Origin of the sequence: Paracoccus sp. S1E-3, assembly GCF_013868135.1 — a bacterium.
Taxonomy (GTDB): domain Bacteria; phylum Pseudomonadota; class Alphaproteobacteria; order Rhodobacterales; family Rhodobacteraceae; genus Paracoccus.
In genome coordinates, this window is record NZ_JACEMU010000014.1 from 18,499 (window position 1) to 37,293 (window position 18,795).

The 18,795-nt window shown below is 65.9% G+C and carries 17 protein-coding genes; 15 read left to right on the plus strand and 2 right to left on the minus strand.

Going from position 1 to position 18,795, the window contains the following annotated elements; all coding sequences use genetic code 11:
• Positions 1–5 precede the first annotated feature (5 nt).
• From iolE to iolB, 3 genes are read left to right on the plus strand one after another with little or no spacing between them, the layout of a single operon-like run.
• The gene (gene iolE, locus H1S04_RS13350; protein ID WP_181746042.1) at positions 6–917 is read left to right on the plus strand and encodes a myo-inosose-2 dehydratase; all 912 of its coding nucleotides are present in this window, start codon (positions 6–8) and stop codon (positions 915–917) included.
• Positions 914–1,141, plus strand: coding sequence for a hypothetical protein (locus H1S04_RS13355; protein ID WP_181746043.1), 228 nt, complete (start codon positions 914–916; stop codon positions 1,139–1,141). The genes iolE and H1S04_RS13355 overlap by 4 nt, the downstream gene beginning before the upstream one ends.
• Positions 1,138–1,932, plus strand: a complete 795-nt coding sequence (iolB, locus tag H1S04_RS13360) for a 5-deoxy-glucuronate isomerase (RefSeq protein ID WP_181746044.1) — start codon at positions 1,138–1,140, stop codon at positions 1,930–1,932. The genes H1S04_RS13355 and iolB overlap by 4 nt, the downstream gene beginning before the upstream one ends.
• 23 nt (positions 1,933–1,955) lie before the next feature.
• Here the strand turns inward: iolB and H1S04_RS13365 are convergent, their stop codons facing one another.
• Positions 1,956–3,338, minus strand: a complete 1,383-nt coding sequence (locus H1S04_RS13365; protein ID WP_255435615.1) for a HAMP domain-containing sensor histidine kinase — start codon at positions 3,336–3,338, stop codon at positions 1,956–1,958.
• Complete coding sequence (locus H1S04_RS13370; protein WP_181746045.1) at positions 3,331–4,002, minus strand: response regulator transcription factor; 672 nt, start codon at positions 4,000–4,002, stop codon at positions 3,331–3,333. The genes H1S04_RS13365 and H1S04_RS13370 overlap by 8 nt, the downstream gene beginning before the upstream one ends.
• A 169-nt stretch (positions 4,003–4,171) precedes the next feature.
• Here H1S04_RS13370 and H1S04_RS13375 point away from each other — a divergent pair, with 169 nt between their 5' ends.
• The 12 genes from H1S04_RS13375 (at position 4,172) to H1S04_RS13430 (ending at position 18,786) form a co-directional block, all read left to right on the plus strand.
• Positions 4,172–5,704, plus strand: a complete 1,533-nt coding sequence (locus tag H1S04_RS13375) for a glycosyltransferase family 39 protein (RefSeq protein ID WP_181746046.1) — start codon at positions 4,172–4,174, stop codon at positions 5,702–5,704.
• Positions 5,704–6,717, plus strand: coding sequence for a glycosyltransferase family 2 protein (locus H1S04_RS13380; protein WP_255435616.1), 1,014 nt, complete (start codon positions 5,704–5,706; stop codon positions 6,715–6,717). The genes H1S04_RS13375 and H1S04_RS13380 overlap by 1 nt, the downstream gene beginning before the upstream one ends.
• Positions 6,711–7,118, plus strand: a complete 408-nt coding sequence (locus H1S04_RS13385) for a GtrA family protein (RefSeq protein WP_181746047.1) — start codon at positions 6,711–6,713, stop codon at positions 7,116–7,118. The genes H1S04_RS13380 and H1S04_RS13385 overlap by 7 nt, the downstream gene beginning before the upstream one ends.
• A 420-nt stretch (positions 7,119–7,538) precedes the next feature.
• Positions 7,539–10,247 (plus strand): LuxR C-terminal-related transcriptional regulator, encoded by a 2,709-nt coding sequence (locus tag H1S04_RS13390; RefSeq protein ID WP_181746048.1) that lies wholly within the window; start codon positions 7,539–7,541, stop codon positions 10,245–10,247.
• Positions 10,248–10,311: 64 nt separating this feature from the next.
• Positions 10,312–11,274 (plus strand): TauD/TfdA family dioxygenase, encoded by a 963-nt coding sequence (locus tag H1S04_RS13395; protein ID WP_220185237.1) that lies wholly within the window; start codon positions 10,312–10,314, stop codon positions 11,272–11,274.
• Between the two features lie 65 nt (positions 11,275–11,339).
• Entirely contained in the window at positions 11,340–12,401 is a 1,062-nt protein-coding gene (locus H1S04_RS13400; RefSeq protein WP_181746049.1) for a 3-keto-5-aminohexanoate cleavage protein, read from the plus strand.
• Positions 12,402–12,408: 7 nt separating this feature from the next.
• Positions 12,409–12,990 (plus strand): alpha/beta hydrolase, encoded by a 582-nt coding sequence (locus tag H1S04_RS13405; RefSeq protein ID WP_181746050.1) that lies wholly within the window; start codon positions 12,409–12,411, stop codon positions 12,988–12,990.
• A gap of 19 nt (positions 12,991–13,009) precedes the next feature.
• Positions 13,010–13,981 (plus strand): quinone oxidoreductase, encoded by a 972-nt coding sequence (locus tag H1S04_RS13410; RefSeq protein ID WP_181746051.1) that lies wholly within the window; start codon positions 13,010–13,012, stop codon positions 13,979–13,981.
• Positions 13,982–14,030: 49 nt separating this feature from the next.
• On the plus strand, positions 14,031–15,659 hold the full coding sequence (locus tag H1S04_RS13415) for a 3-(methylthio)propionyl-CoA ligase (protein ID WP_181746052.1): 1,629 nt from the start codon (positions 14,031–14,033) through the stop codon (positions 15,657–15,659).
• A gap of 387 nt (positions 15,660–16,046) precedes the next feature.
• Entirely contained in the window at positions 16,047–17,048 is a 1,002-nt protein-coding gene (locus H1S04_RS13420; RefSeq protein WP_181746053.1) for a TRAP transporter substrate-binding protein, read from the plus strand.
• Complete coding sequence (locus H1S04_RS13425) at positions 17,048–17,536, plus strand: TRAP transporter small permease (RefSeq protein ID WP_181746054.1); 489 nt, start codon at positions 17,048–17,050, stop codon at positions 17,534–17,536. Before H1S04_RS13420 ends, H1S04_RS13425 begins: the two co-directional genes overlap by 1 nt.
• On the plus strand, positions 17,533–18,786 hold the full coding sequence (locus H1S04_RS13430; protein WP_181746055.1) for a TRAP transporter large permease: 1,254 nt from the start codon (positions 17,533–17,535) through the stop codon (positions 18,784–18,786). The genes H1S04_RS13425 and H1S04_RS13430 overlap by 4 nt, the downstream gene beginning before the upstream one ends.
• Positions 18,787–18,795 lie beyond the last annotated feature (9 nt).

Below are 18,795 nucleotides of genomic sequence, written 5' to 3' on the forward strand. Positions count from 1 at the left end.
CCATCATGATCTTTTACGGCACCAATCCCATCGCCTGGGCCAATGATGACGACCCGTCCATCGGCGCCCATATCCCGACCGAACAGATCCTGCACGAGGCCGGAACGCTGATCGGCTTTGACGGGATCGAGAACGGCCATCGCTGGCCGGACGACCCGCAGGCGCTGCGTGAACTGCTGGGGCGCCATGGGCTCCGCTTCATCTCGGGCTGGTATTCGACCGCATTGCTGACCCGCTCGGTCGAGGACGAGATCGCGGCCGTGCAACCGCATCTGACCAAGCTGAAGGCCAATGGCTGCGAGGTCTGCATAGTCTGCGAATGCTCGAACACGGTGCATGGCCGTGCTGATGTGCCGGTGAACGACCGGCCGCGGCTGAACGCCGACGAAATGGCCGCCTTTGGCGCGAAGATCGAGGCTTTCGCGGCCTATCTGGCGACCGAGGGCATGACGCTGGCCTATCATCACCACATGGGCACCGTGATCGAAAGTCCCGCAGATATCGACGCCTTCATGGCCGCGACCGGACCGGCCACGCATCTGCTGTTCGATGCCGGCCATTGCGCGTTCGGGGGCGGCGATCCGGTGGAGGTGCTGGCGAAGCACGCCACCCGCGTGGCCCATTTCCATGCCAAGAATATCCGGCCTTCGGTCACCGCGCGGGTCCGGGCGGAGAATCTGTCCTTCCTGCAGGGCGTGCTGGCCGGGGCCTTCACCGTGCCGGGCGACCCGGAGGGGGCGATCGACTTCGTCCCTCTGCTGCAGATTCTGGCGAAGGCTGGCTTTGACGGCTGGCTGGTGATTGAGGCCGAGCAGGACCCGGTGCTGCGCGATCCGCTGCAGTATCAGTCCATGGGCCTGAAGGCGTTGAAGGCGGCGGCGGCCGAGGCCGGGCTGGACGGGGGGCAGGCGGCATGAAGCTGTTCGACCTGCAGCAAGAGGTCTACCGCCCGCTCTGGCTGAGGACCGCCATCGTGGCGGCCTGCCTCGGCTGGGCCGGGTTCGAGTTCGCCAGCGGCGCGCCCTTCTGGGGCATATTGTTCGGGGCGCTCGGGATTTACGCGGGGCACCAGTTCTTCATCGCCTTCGATCCCAAGCCGCCCGCAGGCCAGAAGACCGACAACAGAAAGGACGATGCATGAGCCATCTTCTGAAGAAGCCCTTCGGCAGCCATGGCAAGGTCCATCAGATTAACCCCGCCGATGCCGGCTGGCGCTATGTCGGCTTTTCGCTTTACCGGCTGCGGGCGGGCGAGAGCGTGGCCGAGACGACAGGCGGGAACGAGGTCATTCTGGTCATGATCGAGGGCAAGGCGCGGATCAACGCTGCCGGACAGGACTGGGGCGAATTGGGCCAGCGGATGGATGTCTTTGAAAAGACCCCGCCGCATTGCCTGTATCTTCCCGATGGCAGCCACTGGCAAGCGACGGTAAGCACCGATTGCACCATCGCTGTCTGTTCCGCGCCGGGCAGGGGGGGCCACCCGGCACGCCGGATCGGCCCTGAGGGGATCACCCTGACCGCCCGCGGAGAAGGCACAAATACACGATATATCAACAACATCGCCATGGAGAACGAGGATTTCTGCGACTCGCTTCTGGTGACCGAGGTCTTCACCCCCGCCGGCCACTGGTCCAGCTATCCCAGCCACCGCCACGATGAGGACGACTTTCCCCGCATCACCTATCTGGAGGAAACCTATTATCACCGCCTGAACCCCGGCAATGGCTTCGGCATCCAGCGCGTCTATACCGATGATCTGACGTTGAACGAGACCATGACCGTCCATGACGGCGATGTGGTCTGCGTGCCCCGCGGCCATCATCCCTGCGGCGCGCCCCCCGGATTCGAGATGTATTACCTGAATGTCATGGCCGGTCCCCGCCGCAACTGGCGCTTCCTGCCCGCCCCGAATGTCGCACATCTGATGTGAGATCGCCGGTGACGGTCGCCGGCTCAGGCCGCGAACCTGATGGCGATGCGCAATCCCGGCGCGTTATCCGCCAGCGTGACCGTCGCGCCATGCAGGTCGGCGATCGCCTTGACCAGACTCAGGCCCAGCCCGTTGCCCGGCGTGGTGCGGCTTTTTTCCAGCCGGTAGAACCGGCGCAGCACCTTTTCGCGTTCACCGGCGGGGATGCCGGGGCCGTTATCCGCCACTTTGACCAACACGCCACCCGGCTCGCGGGACAGCGTAACCGCGATGCCGGTGCCGCTCGGGCTGTGGCGCATGGCGTTTTCCATCAGATTGGCGATCATCTGCGTCAGCAACTGTTGATCGCCATGAACGGTGGCGTCGCCGTCGGTTATCGTCAGGCGCAGGGTCTGCCCATTTTCTTCGGCCACCGGACCATAGGCATCCTCCAGCCGCGCCAGCAGGGGGGCAAGTGCGATGTCGGTAAAGCGCTCGCGCCGCCGCCCCGATTCGATTTCCGCGATCCGCAGCAGGCCGTGGAAGGTGTCGATCAGGTCGTCGACCACCTCGATCGCGCCGGCAAGCTCGTCCTCGGACTGGGGGGACAATTGACCGGATTGGGCGATGGCGTCCAGCCGTTGACGCAGCCGTTGCATCGGCGTGCGCAGATCATGGGCGATATCGGCCGAAATCTGCTTCTGGCTTTCGACCATATGCTGCAACTGGTTGATGGTGCGGTTGATTTCCGTGGCAACGCGGGCGAGGTCATCGGCTTCGTGGCCGGCGGCCGGGACGCGCGCCTCCAGCTGTCCCAGCGCGACCGATTTCAGCGTGCCCGAGATTTCGGCCAGGCGCCGTTCGGTCTTGCGGCCGACGATGACGCCCGCGACCAGCCCGGCCAGCAGCAGCAGGATGAAGCCAACGGCCAGACCGCGTTCCAGAACTTCGCGCAGTTCCTCGAGGAAATAGGTGCTGGTGCCGAGGGTCAGCCTGTTCGGACCAAGCTGGACCGTGTGCAGCAGATATCCCGCCACGTCATCGTCGCGGGGGTGCAGGGCGCGCACATGATCCAGCGGAACATAGCCGCTGCCGCCCTGCCAATCGATGCCGGCCACATTGCCGGCCAGAACGGTCCCCTTGGCATCCTGCAGAAGATAGATGCGATAATCCTCGAAGTTGAAGCCGGGATAGCCGTTCAGCTTCTGCAGCGTTGCGTCCGGCCCCTCATGTTCATAGAGCGCCGCAAAGCCCGCGGCGTCGTCGGCCAGTTGCTGAGCCACCCATTCGGTAATCTCGCGGTCGGCAAAGTGATAGGTCAGGCCGAAGATCAGCGCGGTGACGATGGAATAAAGCGCCGCAAAGCGCAGCGACAGCCGCACCGAGGTGGAGCGCAGGAACCGCATGACGGCGGCCATGTCAGCCATGCAGGCTGTATCCGGCGCCACGAACGGTATGGATCAGTTCGGTCGCGAAGGGCTTGTCCACCTTGTTGCGCAGGCGCGAGATATGGGTCTCGACCACGTTGGTCTTGGGGTCGAAGTGGAAATCCCAGACCGATTCCAGCAGCATCGTGCGCGTCAGCACCCGGCCGGCATTGCGCATCAGATATTCCAGCAGGCTGAATTCGCGCGGCTGAAGATCAAGCGGCACGCCGCCGCGCGTCACGGTGCGGCGGATCAGGTTCATTTCCAGATCAGCCACCTGCAGCACGGTTTCCTCGGTTTTCAGCGGCGGCCGCCGGGTCAGGGCGGCAAGCCGGGCGGACAGTTCCTGAAACGAGAAGGGCTTGACCAGATAGTCGTCCGATCCCGCTTCCAGCCCCTCGACCCGGTCGTCGATGCCGTCCATCGCGCTGAGGAACAGGATCGGCGTTTCCACGCCTGCGCCGCGCACCGATTTGATCAGCGTCAGCCCGTCCAGCCCCGGCAGCATCCGGTCAAAGACCATGACATCGTAATCATTGTCCAGGGCGTGCAGAAACCCGTCCCGGCCGTTGGCGCAGTGATCGACCGCATGGCCCTGCGCCCGCAGGCTGGATGTGATGTATTCCGCCGTTTCCGCATGGTCCTCGACCACAAGAACGCGCATATGCCCTGTCCTGCCCGGTTATGCCCGCGGCTGTGATAGCCCGACGCCGCCTCGGGTCAAGATATTGAAAGATTACGGATTGGTATAGTCCCGGCAACGGTGCCGAGAGGTCCTGCCGGATAGCTGGGCGATGACGTCAACCAGAAACGACCGGGCAGGACTGTATCGAATGGCATCAAGCGAAGCCTATCTGGGCCCGCAAGGCGCGGCATCTTCGGTGCCATCCCGCAGCCTGTATCCGGCGGCGCGCGACCTGATTCTGGGCGCGCGCGCCAGGGCGGTGCTGATCGCCATTGCCGCGGCCTTTGTGCTGCTGCGGCTTTGGGCCGTGTTCACCGTGCCCTTCACCGACACCACCGAGGCCCGCTATGCCGAGATCGCCCGCAAGATGGTCGAGACCGGCAATTGGCTGACCCCGCAATTCGACTATGGCGTGCCCTTCTGGGGCAAGCCGCCGCTGCATACGTGGCTGTCGGCCGCCGGGATGCAGCTTTTCGGCGTGAACGAGGCCGCCGCGCGCCTGCCGATCCTGCTGACCGCGCTGGCGGTTCTGGCGCTGGTCTGGCTGTGGATGCGCGATCTGGTGGGACGCAACAGCGCGCTGGTGGCGACGGTTGCCTTGGCGATCACGGCAATGTTCTTCGGCGCTTCGGCCTTCGTGATGACCGATATGCCGATGGTGCTGGGCACGACCCTTGTGATGGTGGGGTTCTGGAACGCCGTGCACGGGGCCGCGAACAGCCGGACCTGGGGCTATGCGATGGTCGTGGGTCTTGCCATCGGGCTGCTGGCCAAAGGGCCGGTTGCGACGATCCTGTGTGGTATCCCCGTCCTTTTGTGGCTGGTCCTGACCTGGAACTGGCGCTTGCTGAAGCGCCTGCCATGGCTGGGCGGGGCGGCGCTGCTGCTGGTGCTGGTCGTGCCGTGGTATACGGTGGCTGAAATCGCCACGCCCGGCTTTCTGCGGTATTTCCTGATCGGCGAGCATGTGCAGCGCTTTCTGGTGCCGGGCTGGCAGGGCGATCTTTACGGCACCGGGCACGCGCAGCCGAAGGGCATGATCTGGATCTGGTGGCTGATCGCCGCCCTGCCATGGAGCGTCGTGCCCCTGCTGCTTCTGTCGCGCGTCCGCAGCACCTTCGGCGCCTTCCGGGGGGACCGCGCGGGCTGGCGGCTGTATCTGCTGCTCTGGGCGCTGTCGCCGCTGCTGCTGTTCACGCCGGCGTCGAACATCCTCGCGGCTTATGTGCTGCCCGGCCTGCCGGCGGCGGTGATCCTGATGGTGGTTCTGGCGACGGACGTGTTCGGGACCGCGCCGGGACGCCTGCTTGGCGTGGGCTTTGTCGCGGCATCGCTGGTCGTGCTGACGCTGTTCACGGCCCTTGCGGGCATGGCGGTGTTCGCGCCCGCCCAGATCCGGCTGAAATCCGACAAGGGGCTGGTCGCGGCAGCCGAAACCGCCCTGCCGGGCGCGCCGCTTTACACCGTGGGCAGGCGCAGCTTCTCGGCCGAGTTCTATTCGCGCGGCAGGGCAAAGACGATCAGCGCGGAAAACTTTGCGCAGATGGCGGCGGGTGCCCCGGCGGCGTTCTCTGTGTCGCCCGACATGGCCCCCCGGGCCGAAGGGTTGGGGCTACAAAACCTCGGCGCCTATGGCCGTCACGTCCTGTTTTTGGGGCCAGGCAAAAGTGAGATGAACTGATGAGCAAGATGGGCGAAATCTCGCTGGATACGGTGGATATTCTGACGCGCAAGACGGCTCTGGGCCTGACGCCGCCCGATCTTTCCTTCGTGATCCCGGCCTATAACGAGGCCGACACCATCGCCGAGACCCTGCGCCGTGTCGCGCGCAAGGCACAGGAACTGGCCGCGCGTTCCGAGATTCTGGTCATCGACGATGGCAGCGCCGATGACACGGTCGCCATCATTCAGGGCGGCCATTGGGAGCTGCCGGTCCGTCTGCTGCGCCTGTCGCGCAATTTCGGCAAGGAACAGGCGATCATGGCGGGGCTGCGCCACAGCACCGGTCGCGCCGTGGTGATCCTGGACGCTGATCTGCAGGAACCGCTGCATTACATCGACACCATGCTGGAGAAATATCGCGAAGGCTATGAGATCGTCTATGCCGTCCGCGCCCATCGCGATGATGAAAGCTGGCTGAAGCGCCGCTTCACCGCCGCCTTCTACAGGTTCCTGAACACTGGCAGCGAGGTGCAGATCCCCGCCGGCGCCCGCGATTTCCGCCTGATGGATCGCAAGGTCGTCGACGCGCTGTGCGCGCTGCCGGAAAGCAACCGCTTCATGAAGGGGCTCTATGCCTGGGTCGGCTTCCGGTCCCTCGCGATCCCGGTCGAACTGGCGCCGCGCGGCGGCGGCAACAGCAAATTCAACTTCGCGCGGCTTCTGCATCTGGGCATGACCGGGCTGACCGCCTTTACCGACTGGCCGCTGCGCATGTGGACCGGAATCGGCATGGTGCTGGCCAGTCTGTCGATCCTGTACGGGCTGTTTCTGGCCGTCCGCACGATGATCTTTGGCCATGACATCGCCGGCTGGTCGACGCTGGCGGTGGCCATCTTCTTTTTCAGCGGCATCCAGCTGGTCTCGATCGGGGTGCTGGGCGAGTATCTGGCGCGGGTCTTCAACGAGGTGAAGGGGCGCCCCGGTTATCTGATCGCCGAGAATGTCACCATTCCAGCCGAGGCCGAGTGTTAGGCGCGGGCCTGCGCTTTGCCCTGACAGGCGGGGCGGCGACGCTGACCCATCTGGTGGTGGCGCTTCTGCTGATCCGCGCCGGCACCCCGCCGCTGATCGGCAATGCGCTCGCCTTCGCGAGCGCCTTCATGGTCAGCTTCTGGGGGCATCACCGGTTTTCCTTCGCCGGTCACGGGGCAGCCGTCGGTCTGGCGTTCCGCCGGTTTCTGATCGTGTCGGGGCTTGGTTTCGTGACCAATGAAACCGTCCTGTTCCTGCTGCTGCAGCGGCTGCCGCGCCATCCGTCGGTGGCTTTGCTGGTCTCGACCGCGGTGGCGGCATTGCTGACCTTCGCGCTGTCCCGGCATTGGGCGTTCCAGCCCGGCCCTTTGGCGCAGGCCTCACCGGCCCCGGCCCGTTGATTTCGGGGCGCCTGAACGATACGCAACTGCAGCGTCCGAAGCTGGTATTTCCCTGAACCCGCGGTCGGCCGCCCGGCGTGGCAAGCACAAAACCCGATTCTGGTCGGGGTGATCCCGCCGGCCCTGTGCGTCAGGTCGTTGCCTCGGCCTTCGGCAAATCCCGGAACGAGACGAGGTCCAGGGCCCCGCTCAGCTTGCAGGCGATCAGGCCTTCGCCTTTCCGACGACCGTCGACCTTCAGGGCGCGCTCCGGCAGTTGCCCCACCCCGCCGGGATCGACCTCAGTTTCGACGGCGCCGGCGGCGACGTCTGGATGTGGCGCCGGCGCCCGGTCGGTCGTCCGGCCCTCGCGGACTGGCCGGAACTGTGTAAGATTGTCGCGGCAGGAGCGCCTTTCCGGCGCATCGCGAGGACCAGGGTTTGGATCAGGGCCAACCACCACAGGGATCGAACGACATCGTCATCTCGGCCGGGATCGTTCTGGCGACCACTCCGCCGCGAGAGCCGCAGCGCCTGCTGGACCGGCCCCAGTTGGGGCTGGCCGAGGGGCGTCTGCGTAATGCCTCCGTGTTGCTGCTGCATGCCCCGCCGGGCTATGCAAAGACTGCGATCCTGTGCCAATGGCGGCGCGAGGCGCTGCGGCACGGGCGGGTGGTGCTGTGGCTGTCGGCGCGCGCCGACGACACGCCCGCACGGCTGATCCTGGCCCTGACCCATGCCTTTCGCACCGCCGCCTGCCGGCCCAACTTTGGCCACACGATCCTCGAAGCGCTGGATTCTGCACCTGAGGACAGCCTTGGCGCGCTGACCTGCTGGCTGGCCGCCGTCGCCGAAGCGGCGGTCGAAACCGTCGTCATCATCGACGAGGCGGAAAAGCTGCCCGGCCCGTCGCGCGGGGCGGTGGAATATCTGCTGCGCAACCTGCCGGTCAACCTGCGGGCCTTCGTGGCGCTGCGCAGCGATCAGCCCGGCAGCGCCACGGATCTGGCGCCATTCGGTCAATGCGAGATGCTGACCGCCGCCGATACCGGTTTCACCCTGGACGAAACCGTCGCCATCCTGCGTGATCGGACCAGTCCGGCGCTGGACCACGAAACCGCCGCCAGGCTACACGACCTGACCGAGGGCTGGCCGCTGGGAATCCAGCTGGTGCTATCCTTGCTGCAACGCGGACCGGATGCCGCGCTGGCTGCCAAATCGCTGCTGGATCGCGGCGGGGTCGAGCGCAGCCAGCTGCTGTCGCGCCTTCTTGGCGATCTGGACCCGGCCGATGATTGCCTGCTGAGCCAGCTGTCGATGCTGGAGGTGATGACGCCGGAACTCGCCGCCGCCATGACCGGCGATGGGGGCGCGGCAGACCGGCTGCGGCGGCTGGCCGCGCAGACCTCGCTGGTGATTGCGCTGGAAGGCGGGGATTGGCTGCGGCTGCATGCGCTGGTGCGTGGCGAATTGCGCAAGCGCTTCGACGATCTGCCCGAGACGGAGCGCAGGCAACTGCATCGCAACGCGGCGCGCTGGCTGGCCGAACACGACCTATCGGCGCAGGCCGCACATCACGCCCTTGCCGCCGGCGACATCGACTGGGCCTGCGACCTGGCCGAGCGCAAGCTATATGACACAGTGATGCGCAAGGGGCGCCTGACCGAGGCGATGCCCTGGCTCGACATGATGCCGCGCGAGCAGCTTGATGCGCGCCCGCAACTGCTGGTCGCTGGCGCCTGGTGTCTGGCGCTGGGCGAGCACCATCAGGAGGCAGGCCGGCTGATCGACCGCATCCGCGCGCAAGGTGCGATCGACCCGGAACTGGATTGCGAATGCGACCTGATCCTTGGGGCTGCGGCGATCTTTGCCGACCTGCCCGACCAACTTGCGGCGCTGTATGACCGCTGGGGGGCCGATCCGCCGTTGCGTGATCCGATGCTGTTGCAGGTCCATGCCAACCGCTCGGCCTATCGCGATTTCATCGCCGGGCGTCCGGCCCATGCGCGGCTGCACCAGCACGGTGCGATGCCGCCCGGCTTTCGCCCGCCCGCCTTCCTGCAGCGGCTGAATGACGGCATTGTCGGTCTCAGCTATCTGTGGGAGGGGCAGGTCGGACTGGCCGAGGTCATCCTGCGCCCCGCTTCGGTCCAGTCGGATGTGGAACTGGGGCGGCGGCATCCCTTCTCGACCATTCTGGCGGCGCTGCTGGCGACGACGCAATGGGAACAGGACCAGCCGGATCAGGCCGTCATCACGCTGGCGAACCGGCTGGACGTGCTGGAACAAAGCGGGATGCCCGAGGCCCTGCAACTCGGCTATCGCACGCTGGCCCGCGCGGCGCTCGCCGAAGGAGACGAACACCGCGCCCTGCAACTGCTGGAGGCGCTGCATGCCATCGCGCAACGGCGCAACCTGCCGCGCCTGCGGGTGGTGGCGCTGACGGAACAGATTCACCTGCATGCGCGCAGCTTCCGCGCCGTGACCTGCGCCGATCTGCTGGACCGGATCGAAACGCTGCTGGAGGGGGATGTGCCGGACGGCCCGCTGTGGCAGGCGGCTGTGCGCCAGCAGCACCAGATCGCGCGCGGGCATGTCGCCGTGGCCGCGCGCGAATGGCGCGACGCGATCGCGCCCTTGCAGGCGGCGCTGGATCTGGCGCGCGACACCCGAAAGGACCGGCTGCGGATCGAGCTGATGGGGATGCTGGCGCTGGTGCGCGAGCGGCTGGGCGATCCCGGCGCTTCCGCCATGCTGGAGGAAGCGCGCGGGCTGGCGCAGGCTTACCGGTTGCACCGTGTGCTGACCGATGCCCATCCGCTTCTGGGCGATTGGGTGCGCCGGCTGGATCAGCGCGACCAGAAGGTTGCCGAGCCGGTGCCCGCCACCCCGGCGCCCAAACCCACCGCGCTGCCCGATGCCAGCCCTGCCGATGCCGTCCGCTCCGGCGTGCTGACCCCGAAAGAGGCGGAGATCATCGAACTGCTGGCCCGCAGCCTGTCGAACAAGGAAATCGGCCGGGCGCTGAACATTCACGAAGATACCGTGAAGTGGCACATGAAGAACCTGTTTTCCAAGCTGAATGCCGGATCGCGCAAGCATGTGGTTGGCCGCGCGCGGCTGATGGGTTTCCTGCCGCCCGAGGGCTGACGCCCCCTCTGCCCCCCCTCTGCGAGGGTGGGGCGGGACCCGATTCGCTGCCGTAAACCCGTTCATGCGCAGCGCCGATGAGGAGATCGGCGCCGCTCAGGAGGAGGAAGGCATGAACCATGTTCGGGATGGCATTACCACGGCCAATCAGATCGCGGCCGCCGCGATCATCCGCAATGTCCAGGTCAAACCGCTGACCTGCGCCATCGGGGCGGAGCTTTCGGGCGTCCAGCTGGGTGCGGCCGCGCAGGATGCGGCCCTGCGCGAAGCTATCCGCGACCTGCTGCTCAGCCACAAGGTGCTGTTCTTTCGCGATCAGGACCTGTCTCGCAGCGATCACATCGCCTTCGCCCGCCATTTCGGCGCGCTGGAGGATCACCCCGTCGCCGGCAGCGATCCCGATCATCCGGGTCTGGTGCGCATCTACAAGACCCCCGACACGCCGAATGACCGTTACGAAAACGCCTGGCACTCGGATGCCAGCTGGCGCGAAATCCCGCCGATGGGCTGCGTGCTGCATTGCGTCGAATGCCCCGAGGTCGGCGGCGATACCATGTGGGCCAACATGGTGCTGGCCTATGAACGCCTGCCCGAGGACATCAAGACCCGCATCGCGGGCCTGCGCGCGCGTCACAGCATCGAGGCCAGCTTCGGCGCCGCCATGCCCCTCGAAAAGCGGCTGGCGCTGAGGGCGCAGTTCCCCGATGCCGAGCACCCGGTGGTCCGCACCCACCCGGAAACCGGCGAAAAGATCCTGTATGTGAATGCCTTCACCACGCATTTCACCAATTACCACACCGATGCGAATGTGCGCTTCGGGCAGGATTACGCGCCGGGCGCCAGCCAGTTGCTGCACTATCTGATCGCCCAGGCGCAGGCGCCGGAATATCAGGTCCGCTGGCGCTGGCAGCCGGGCAGCGTGGCCTTCTGGGACAACCGTTCGACCCAGCATTACGCCGTGATGGATTACCCGCCCTGCCACCGCAAGATGGAACGTGCAGGCATCATGGGCGACGCCACTTACTAGGCCAGCCACCTTTCAGGCAGCCAGCCCCCCTTAAGACGACCAACCAACCACGAAAGGAAGACACCATGAATTTCATGGACGGATCGCTGTTTCCCGAAAACCAGGAAAAGCTGGTCATCACCGCCGCCCCCTATGGGCCGGAATGGGAGATCGCGGATTTCCCCGAGGATATTCCGCTGACCATGCAGCAGCATGTGCAGAAGGCGGTCGATTGCTACAATGCCGGCGCCACCGTGCTGCACCTGCATGTGCGCGAGGAGGACGGCAAGGGCTCGAAACGCCTGTCGATGTTCAACGAGTTTCTGGACCGCCTGCGCACCGCCGTGCCGGACATGATCCTGCAGGTCGGCGGCTCGATCTCCTTCGCGCCGGAAGGCGAGGGGGCCGAGGCCAAATGGCTGAGCGATGACACCCGTCACATGCTGGCCGACCTGCTGCCGATCCCCGATCAGGTCACCATCGCCATCAATACCAGCCAGATGAACATCGTCGAGCAGATGTGCGAGGCCGATATCGCCGGCACCTCGATTGCCGAACCGGCACTGTATCGCGCCTATCGCGAGATGACCGTGCCCGCCGGCCCCGAATGGGTCGAGGAACATATCCGCCGCCTGTCGAACAGCGGCATCCAGACGCATTTCCAGCTTGCCTCGATCAGCCAGCTGGAAACGGTCGAGCGGATGATGCGCAAGGGCACCGCCAATGTGCCCCTGATCCTGACCTGGGTCGCCATCGGCGGCGGGTTCGATGCGCCGAATATCTACAACCTCGCGAATTTCGTCCGCGCGGTGCCCGATGGGGCGGTGCTGACGCTGGAATCCTCGATGCTGAACGTGCTGCCCCTGAACATGATGGCCATGGCCATGGGGCTGCATGTCCGCTGCGGGATCGAGGACAATATCTGGCGTCAGGACCGCTCGGCCAAGATGGGCACGGTGGAACAGATCGAGCAGCTGGTCCGCATCTCGCATGAGTTCGGGCGCGGCATCGCCAGCGGTCAGGAGGCCCGCCGCATCTACCGTCTGGGCGAGTTCTACGGCTCGGCCGATGAGACGCTGGCGCGGAACGGCTTTGCCCCGAACCGGGCGCAGGGTCAGCGTGGCTTCCTGAAATTCGCGGCCGAGTGAGGCATTGATGACCAAAAGCCCGACCATCCTGATCGTTCCGGGGCTGCGCGATCACGCGGCCGGGCACTGGCAGACGCTGCTCGCGCAGCGTCTGCCGAAGGTGGCCCGCGTGGCGCCGATGGGGCGCGAGGATCTGCATTGCGCCCGCCGCGTCGCCGCCATCGAAACCGTGGCGCAAAGCATCGACGGGCCGCTGATCGCCGTGGCCCATAGCGGCGGCTGCATCATGCTGGCGCATTGGCTGGCGGGCACCAGCCGCAGGGTCACGGCGGCCCTGATGGCGACGCCCCCCGATTTCGAAAGCCCGATGCCGGAAGGCTTTCCGACCATCGCCGCGCTTCAGGCCGGCGGCTGGTTGCCGGTGCCGCGCCAGCCCTTGCCGTGCCCGACGCTTGTCGCCGCCAGCCGCAATGATCCGCTTGGCGCATATACCCGCGTGGTCGTTCTGGCCCGCGACTGGGGCGCGAAACTGGTCGATCTGGGCGCGGTCGGCCACCTGAACCCGGCCTCGGGCTTCGGTGACTGGCCGATGGCGGACGGGCTGATCGCTGAATTGCACAACATGGCCGGCCAGCCGGCCGCCCACTGACAGACGAAGGAAGTTCTCCATGTCACGCATGTATCGCATTCACGAACTGGGCGGCCCCGAGGTTCTGAGCCTTGTCGATGCCCCCTTGGGCAATCCCGGTCCGGGCGAAGTCCGGCTCCGCCACGCCTATGTGGCGGTGAATTTCATCGACATCTATTTCCGGACCGGGCGCTATCCGATGCCGTTGCCGAACGGTCTGGGGTCTGACGCAGTCGGCGTGATCGAGGCGGTGGGCGACGGCGTGACCGAATTCCGCCCCGGCGACCGGGTCGGCTATCTGCTGGGGCCGCAGGGCGCCTATGCCGATATGCGGATCATGCCCGCCGAGGTGCTGATCCCGATCCCGGACGGGGTCAGCGATAGCACGGCGGCAACGCTGATGATGCGCGGCATGACGGCGCAATATCTGTTCCGGCAGGTCTATCCGCTGAAGGGCGGGGAAACGATCCTCTATCATGCGGCCGCCGGCGGCGTTGGCCTGATCGCCTGCCAATGGGCGCGGGCGCTTGGGGTCGAGATGATCGGCACCGTCTCGACCGATGAGAAGGCCGAGATCGCGCGCGCCAATGGTTGCGCCCATGTCATCGTCACCAGCCGCGAGAATATCGCCGAACGCGTGCGCGAGATCACGAACGGCAAGGGCGTGCCGGTGGTCTACGACTCGGTCGGCAAGGACACGCTGATGGCCTCGCTGGACAGTCTGGCGCCGCGCGGGGCGCTTGTCAGCAACGGCACCTCGTCCGGTCCGGTCGAGATCGACACCACCCTGCTGGCGGTCAAGGGATCGCTGTGGGTGACGCGGCCGGCGATGATCCATTACGCCACGCCGCGCCCGCATATGCTGGCCATGGCGCGCGAGATGTTCGATCTGGTCGAGGCCGGAAAGATCGTCAGCGAGCCGGGCCAGGTCTACGACTTCGCCGATGCCGCCGAGGCCCATCGCGCGCTGGAAGGCCGCCGCACCATCGGCTCGACCGTCCTGAAAATCTGACACGCACCCGCGCCGCCATCGGGCCGCGCGAAAAAGGGGGAGGACCACCATGCACGGACAAATGATGCAGATGCCGCTGCTGATCTCGTCGCTGCTGACCCATGCAGAGCGAAACCACGGCGACCGCGAGATCGTCTCGCGCCGGGTCGAGGGCGACCTGCACCGCTACGACTATCGCGGGCTGGGGCGTCGGGCGCGGCAGATGGCCAATGCCCTGAAGGCGCATGGCATCAGGCACGGCGACAGGGTGGCGACGCTTGCCTGGAATGGCTACCGCCATATGGAGCTGTATTACGCCGTCTCCGGTTCGGGCGCGGTGCTGCACACCATCAACCCGCGCCTCCATGCCGAGCAGGTACTGTGGATGCTGGAACATTCCGGCGCGCGGGTGCTGTTCTTCGACCTGACCTTCATGCCGCTGATCGAACAGATCGCGGCGCGCGCCACCAGGATCGAGGCCTTCGTCGCCATGTGCGACCGCGCGAATCTGCCACGGGTGTCATTGTCGAAACCGCTGGTCAGCCATGACGGCCTGATCGCCGCCCATGACGACGATTTCGAATGGCCGCCGCTGGACGAAAATACCGCCGCGACGCTGTGCTATACCTCGGGGACGACGGGCAATCCGAAAGGGGTGCTCTACAGTCACCGCTCGACCGTGCTGCATTCGCTTGCGGCGGCGCAGCGCGATGCGTTCAACTGTTCGGCCATGGATGCCATCCTGCCGGTGGTGCCGATGTTCCACGTCAACGCCTGGGGACTGCCCTATGTCGCCTGCATGGTGGGCGCCAAGCTGGTCTTTCCTGGGCCGTGGCTGGACGGTGCGTCCCTGCACGAGCTGATCGAGACTGAGGGCGTCACCCTGTCGGCCGGCGTCCCCACTGTCTGGCAGGGGCTTCTGGCGCAGGTCGAGGCCTCGGGCGCGGGCTTCAAGACCATGCGCCGCACCATCATCGGCGGCGCGGCCTGCCCGCCGCCGATGATCGCGGCCTTTCAGGATCGCCATGACGTGACAGTGCTGCATGCCTGGGGGATGACCGAACTCAGCCCGCTCGGCACGGTCTGTTCGCCCAAGCCCGGTGTCACGGTCGACAGCGCGGAAGACCAGCTGGCCTTGCAGGCCAAGCAGGGCCGCGCGCCCTTTGGTGTCGAGATGAAGATCGTGGGCGCGGATGGCGCGGACCTGCCGCATGACGGCAGGTCGGCGGGGGAACTGCTGGTGCGCGGGCCCTGGGTCGCGGCGTCCTATTTCCGGCGCGCCGATGAGGGGATGTTGCGCGACGGCTGGTTCCCGACCGGGGACATCGCCACCATCGACGCCGACGGCTATATGCAGATCACCGACCGCAGCAAGGATCTCATCAAGTCCGGCGGCGAGTGGATCAGCTCGATCGACCTGGAAAACATCGCCGCCGCCCATCCGGCCGTCGCCATGGCCGCCTGCATCGCCGTGCCGCATCCGAAATGGGACGAACGTCCGGTGCTGGTCATCCAGCGCAAGCCTGAGGCGCAGGTCGCGCCCGAGGAACTGCTGGCGCTGTATCACGGCCGCATCGCCCGCTGGTCGATCCCCGATCAGGTGTTCTTCGTGGACGCGGTGCCCGTCGGCGCGACCGGCAAGGTGCTGAAGGCGGAGTTGCGCGCGCGTTTCAGCGACCCGGTCGCTGCCGTCAACTGACAGCCCCACCCCATAGGTGGGGGGCGCCCGACCCGCTGCGGACCTAACATCAACGAAGCCCGGCGCGGAGGAGCGGTCATGGACCGCGCGCCGGGCAGCTTTGCGAAGGAGAGGACAGCATGTGCTTTTACTTTGAGAACCCGGCCGACAACCAACAGCAGAACAAGTTCCGTTTTGTCACCCCGGATTGCCCTGAACAGGCCCGGACCTGCGCCGCGCGTCGCCAGGCCTGGCAGCAGGGTGTGGGCGACGCCCTCCAGCGCCGGTCGTCTTGTGAAAGCACCTGCGGCGCGGTGCCCGAATAGGCCCTCAGCGCCTGCAACTTGCCAGCTTGCCGGCCAGCACCACAGCAGACCGGCAAGCATCGACATCTTTGGGAGGAGATTGATGAAATTCTTGCTGGTCGCCGCAGCCGCGGCCCTGTCCGTGCCCGCCTGTTACTCCGTTGCCGCCGAGGAGCTTCGGATGGGCATGGCCGTCCCCGAGCAGACCCCATGGGGCGTTGCCACCCGGAAATTCGCCGAAGATGTTGCATCGCGCACCAATGGCGAACTGACCGTCAACATCTATTACAACAACGAATTGGGCGACGAGCAGACGATGGCACGGCAATTGGCGCGCGGTCGGCTGGACATGGCGGAACTGTCAAACGTCGCGTCCTCGCTGCTGGTGCCGGAATATGGGCTGCTGCAAGCGCCTTATATCTTCGACACCTCGGCCCAAGCCGATTGCGTCACCGATTCCGGGCTGGCCGCAATCTTCGGCGACCTGTTCCGGGCCGCGGGCACCGTCTATCTGGCACCGGTGGACATCGGCCATATGACCATCATGTCGAAATCCGCGATCCTGTCGCCGGAGGACCTGGAAGATGTGAAGATCCGCACCTCGCCCACGCAGAGTGATACCTATTTCATTCGCGCCGCTGGGGGGGCCGCTGTGCCGCTGGGCACCGTGGACAGCATGCCGGCGCTGAAGACCGGACAGGTCAGCGCGGTGACCACGCCCATCGTCGTTGGCGTCGCGGGCGGTTATGCCGCCGCCGCGCCCCAGATCACCCGCACCAATCACGGCCAGCAGATCGGCGCGCTGCTGATCTCGGCCAAGCGGTGGGTGACGCTGTCCGAAGAACACCGACAGGCGCTGACCGAGTCCGCCCGGTTGATGGCCGATCTGCGCCCGATGCTGCGCCAGACCGAGAATGCGATGCTGGACAAGGTTCGCGCCAGCGGCGGCACCGTCCATGACCTGTCGGCGGACGAACTGGCGGCATGGCAACGCTTCGCGCCCTCGGTCCGCGCGCAGCTGATCGCCGAAACCGGCGGTCTGGCGGCCGAAAAATGGGCCGCGATCGAGGCCGCCAAAGCCGCTTGCGAAGTGACGGGGGGATGATGACCAGAACCGTCCTGTTGACCTTGCAACGGATTGAGGAAGCGGTCGCGTCGCTCGCCTATATCACCGTGGCGGCCCTGCTGATCGGCGACGTGCTGGGCCGCGAGCTGCTCGGAACCTCGCTGCTGGGCGCGCAGAAGCTGGCGATCTATGCCGCCATCGTCGCCAGCTTCCTTGGCCTGTCGCTGGCCACCTCGGCGGGTGCGCATCTGCGCCCCGAGATCTTCGATCGCCTGTTTTCCGCCCGGCATGACCGGCTGGTCAACCGCCTCAGCGATCTGTTCGCGGCGCTGTTCTTCGCCGGCATGGGGATGGTTGCGATCCATTTTGTTGCCCAATCGGCCGAATTCGGCGACAGGGCGGCGATCTTCTATTTCCCGCTCTGGCCGATCCAGCTGGTGATGCCTTACGCCTTCTTTTCCTGCGCATTCCGCCATCTGGCCTATGCGCTGCACCCGGAACTGCGACCGCAGGGGGCACCGGCATGATCTGGCTGCTTCTTCTGTGCATCGCGGCGCTGCTGGTCCTGCGCCAGAGCGCCATCGTCATCCTGCTGTTCGGCACCGCCTTCGTGCATCTGGTCTGGGGCGACGGGCATCTGGAATATCTCATCGAGGACATGTGGATCAGCCTCGACAACGATCTGATGCTGGCGATCCCGATGTTCCTGATCGCGGGCAACATCATGACCCGCGGATCGATTGCGCGCCGCCTGATCCGCATCACCACACTGCTGACCGATCCCCTGCCGGGCGGCCTTGGCGTGGCCGCGATCCTCAGCTGCGCGCTGTTCGCGGCGATCAGCGGGTCGTCCCCGGTGACGCTGCTGGCGGTGGGGGCGATCCTGTATCCGGCGTTGATCGAGAACGGCTATTCCAAGCGCTTCGCGCTCGGGGCGATCACCTCGGGCGGGACGCTGGGGATCATCATTCCGCCGTCGATCCCGCTGATCGTCTACGGGCTGGTGACCGAGCAATCCATCGCCGATCTGTTCGTGGCCGGGATCGGTCCGGGGATCCTGCTGACGATTGCGCTGGCGGGCTATGCGCTGTGGGTGAACCGCAAGCGCCCGGCGCGCCCGTTTCAGCGGGCCGAGTTCCTGCGCGCGCTGCGTGAGGGCATCTGGGCGCTGATGCTGCCGGTGGTGCTGCTGGGCGGGATCTATTCGGGCTATTTCTCGCCGACCGAGGCCGCCGCCGTGGGCCTTGCCTATGGCCTGCTGGTCGAGATGTTCATCCACCGCGAACTGACGCTGGCCGATTTTCACCGCACCATCATCGACGCCGCCAAGATGCTGGGGATGCTGTTTCCGATCATCGCCGTCGCGCTGAGCCTGAAGTCGGTGCTGACCATCGAACGCATTCCGCAGGAGATCGCTGTCTGGGTGACCTCGATGACCGACAGCCCGATTGCCTTCCTGCTGGCGGTGAACCTGCTGTTGCTGGTCGTGGGCTGCTTTCTGGATGTGGTCTCCGCCATCGTCATCCTTGCACCTTTGCTGCTGGCGCCGGCGCTGGCTTACGGCATCGATCCGATACATCTGGGCATCATCATGGTGGTCAACCTGGAGATCGGCTTCCTGACGCCGCCCATTGGGCTGAACCTGTTCGTTGCCATGTCGGTCTTCCGCGAGCCGTTCAAAGAAATCTGCCTCGCGGTGCTGCCCTTCATCCTGATCATCATCGCTGTGCTGATGCTGATCGTCCTGATCCCGCAAATTTCGCTGTTCCTGCTTTAAATCGGATCC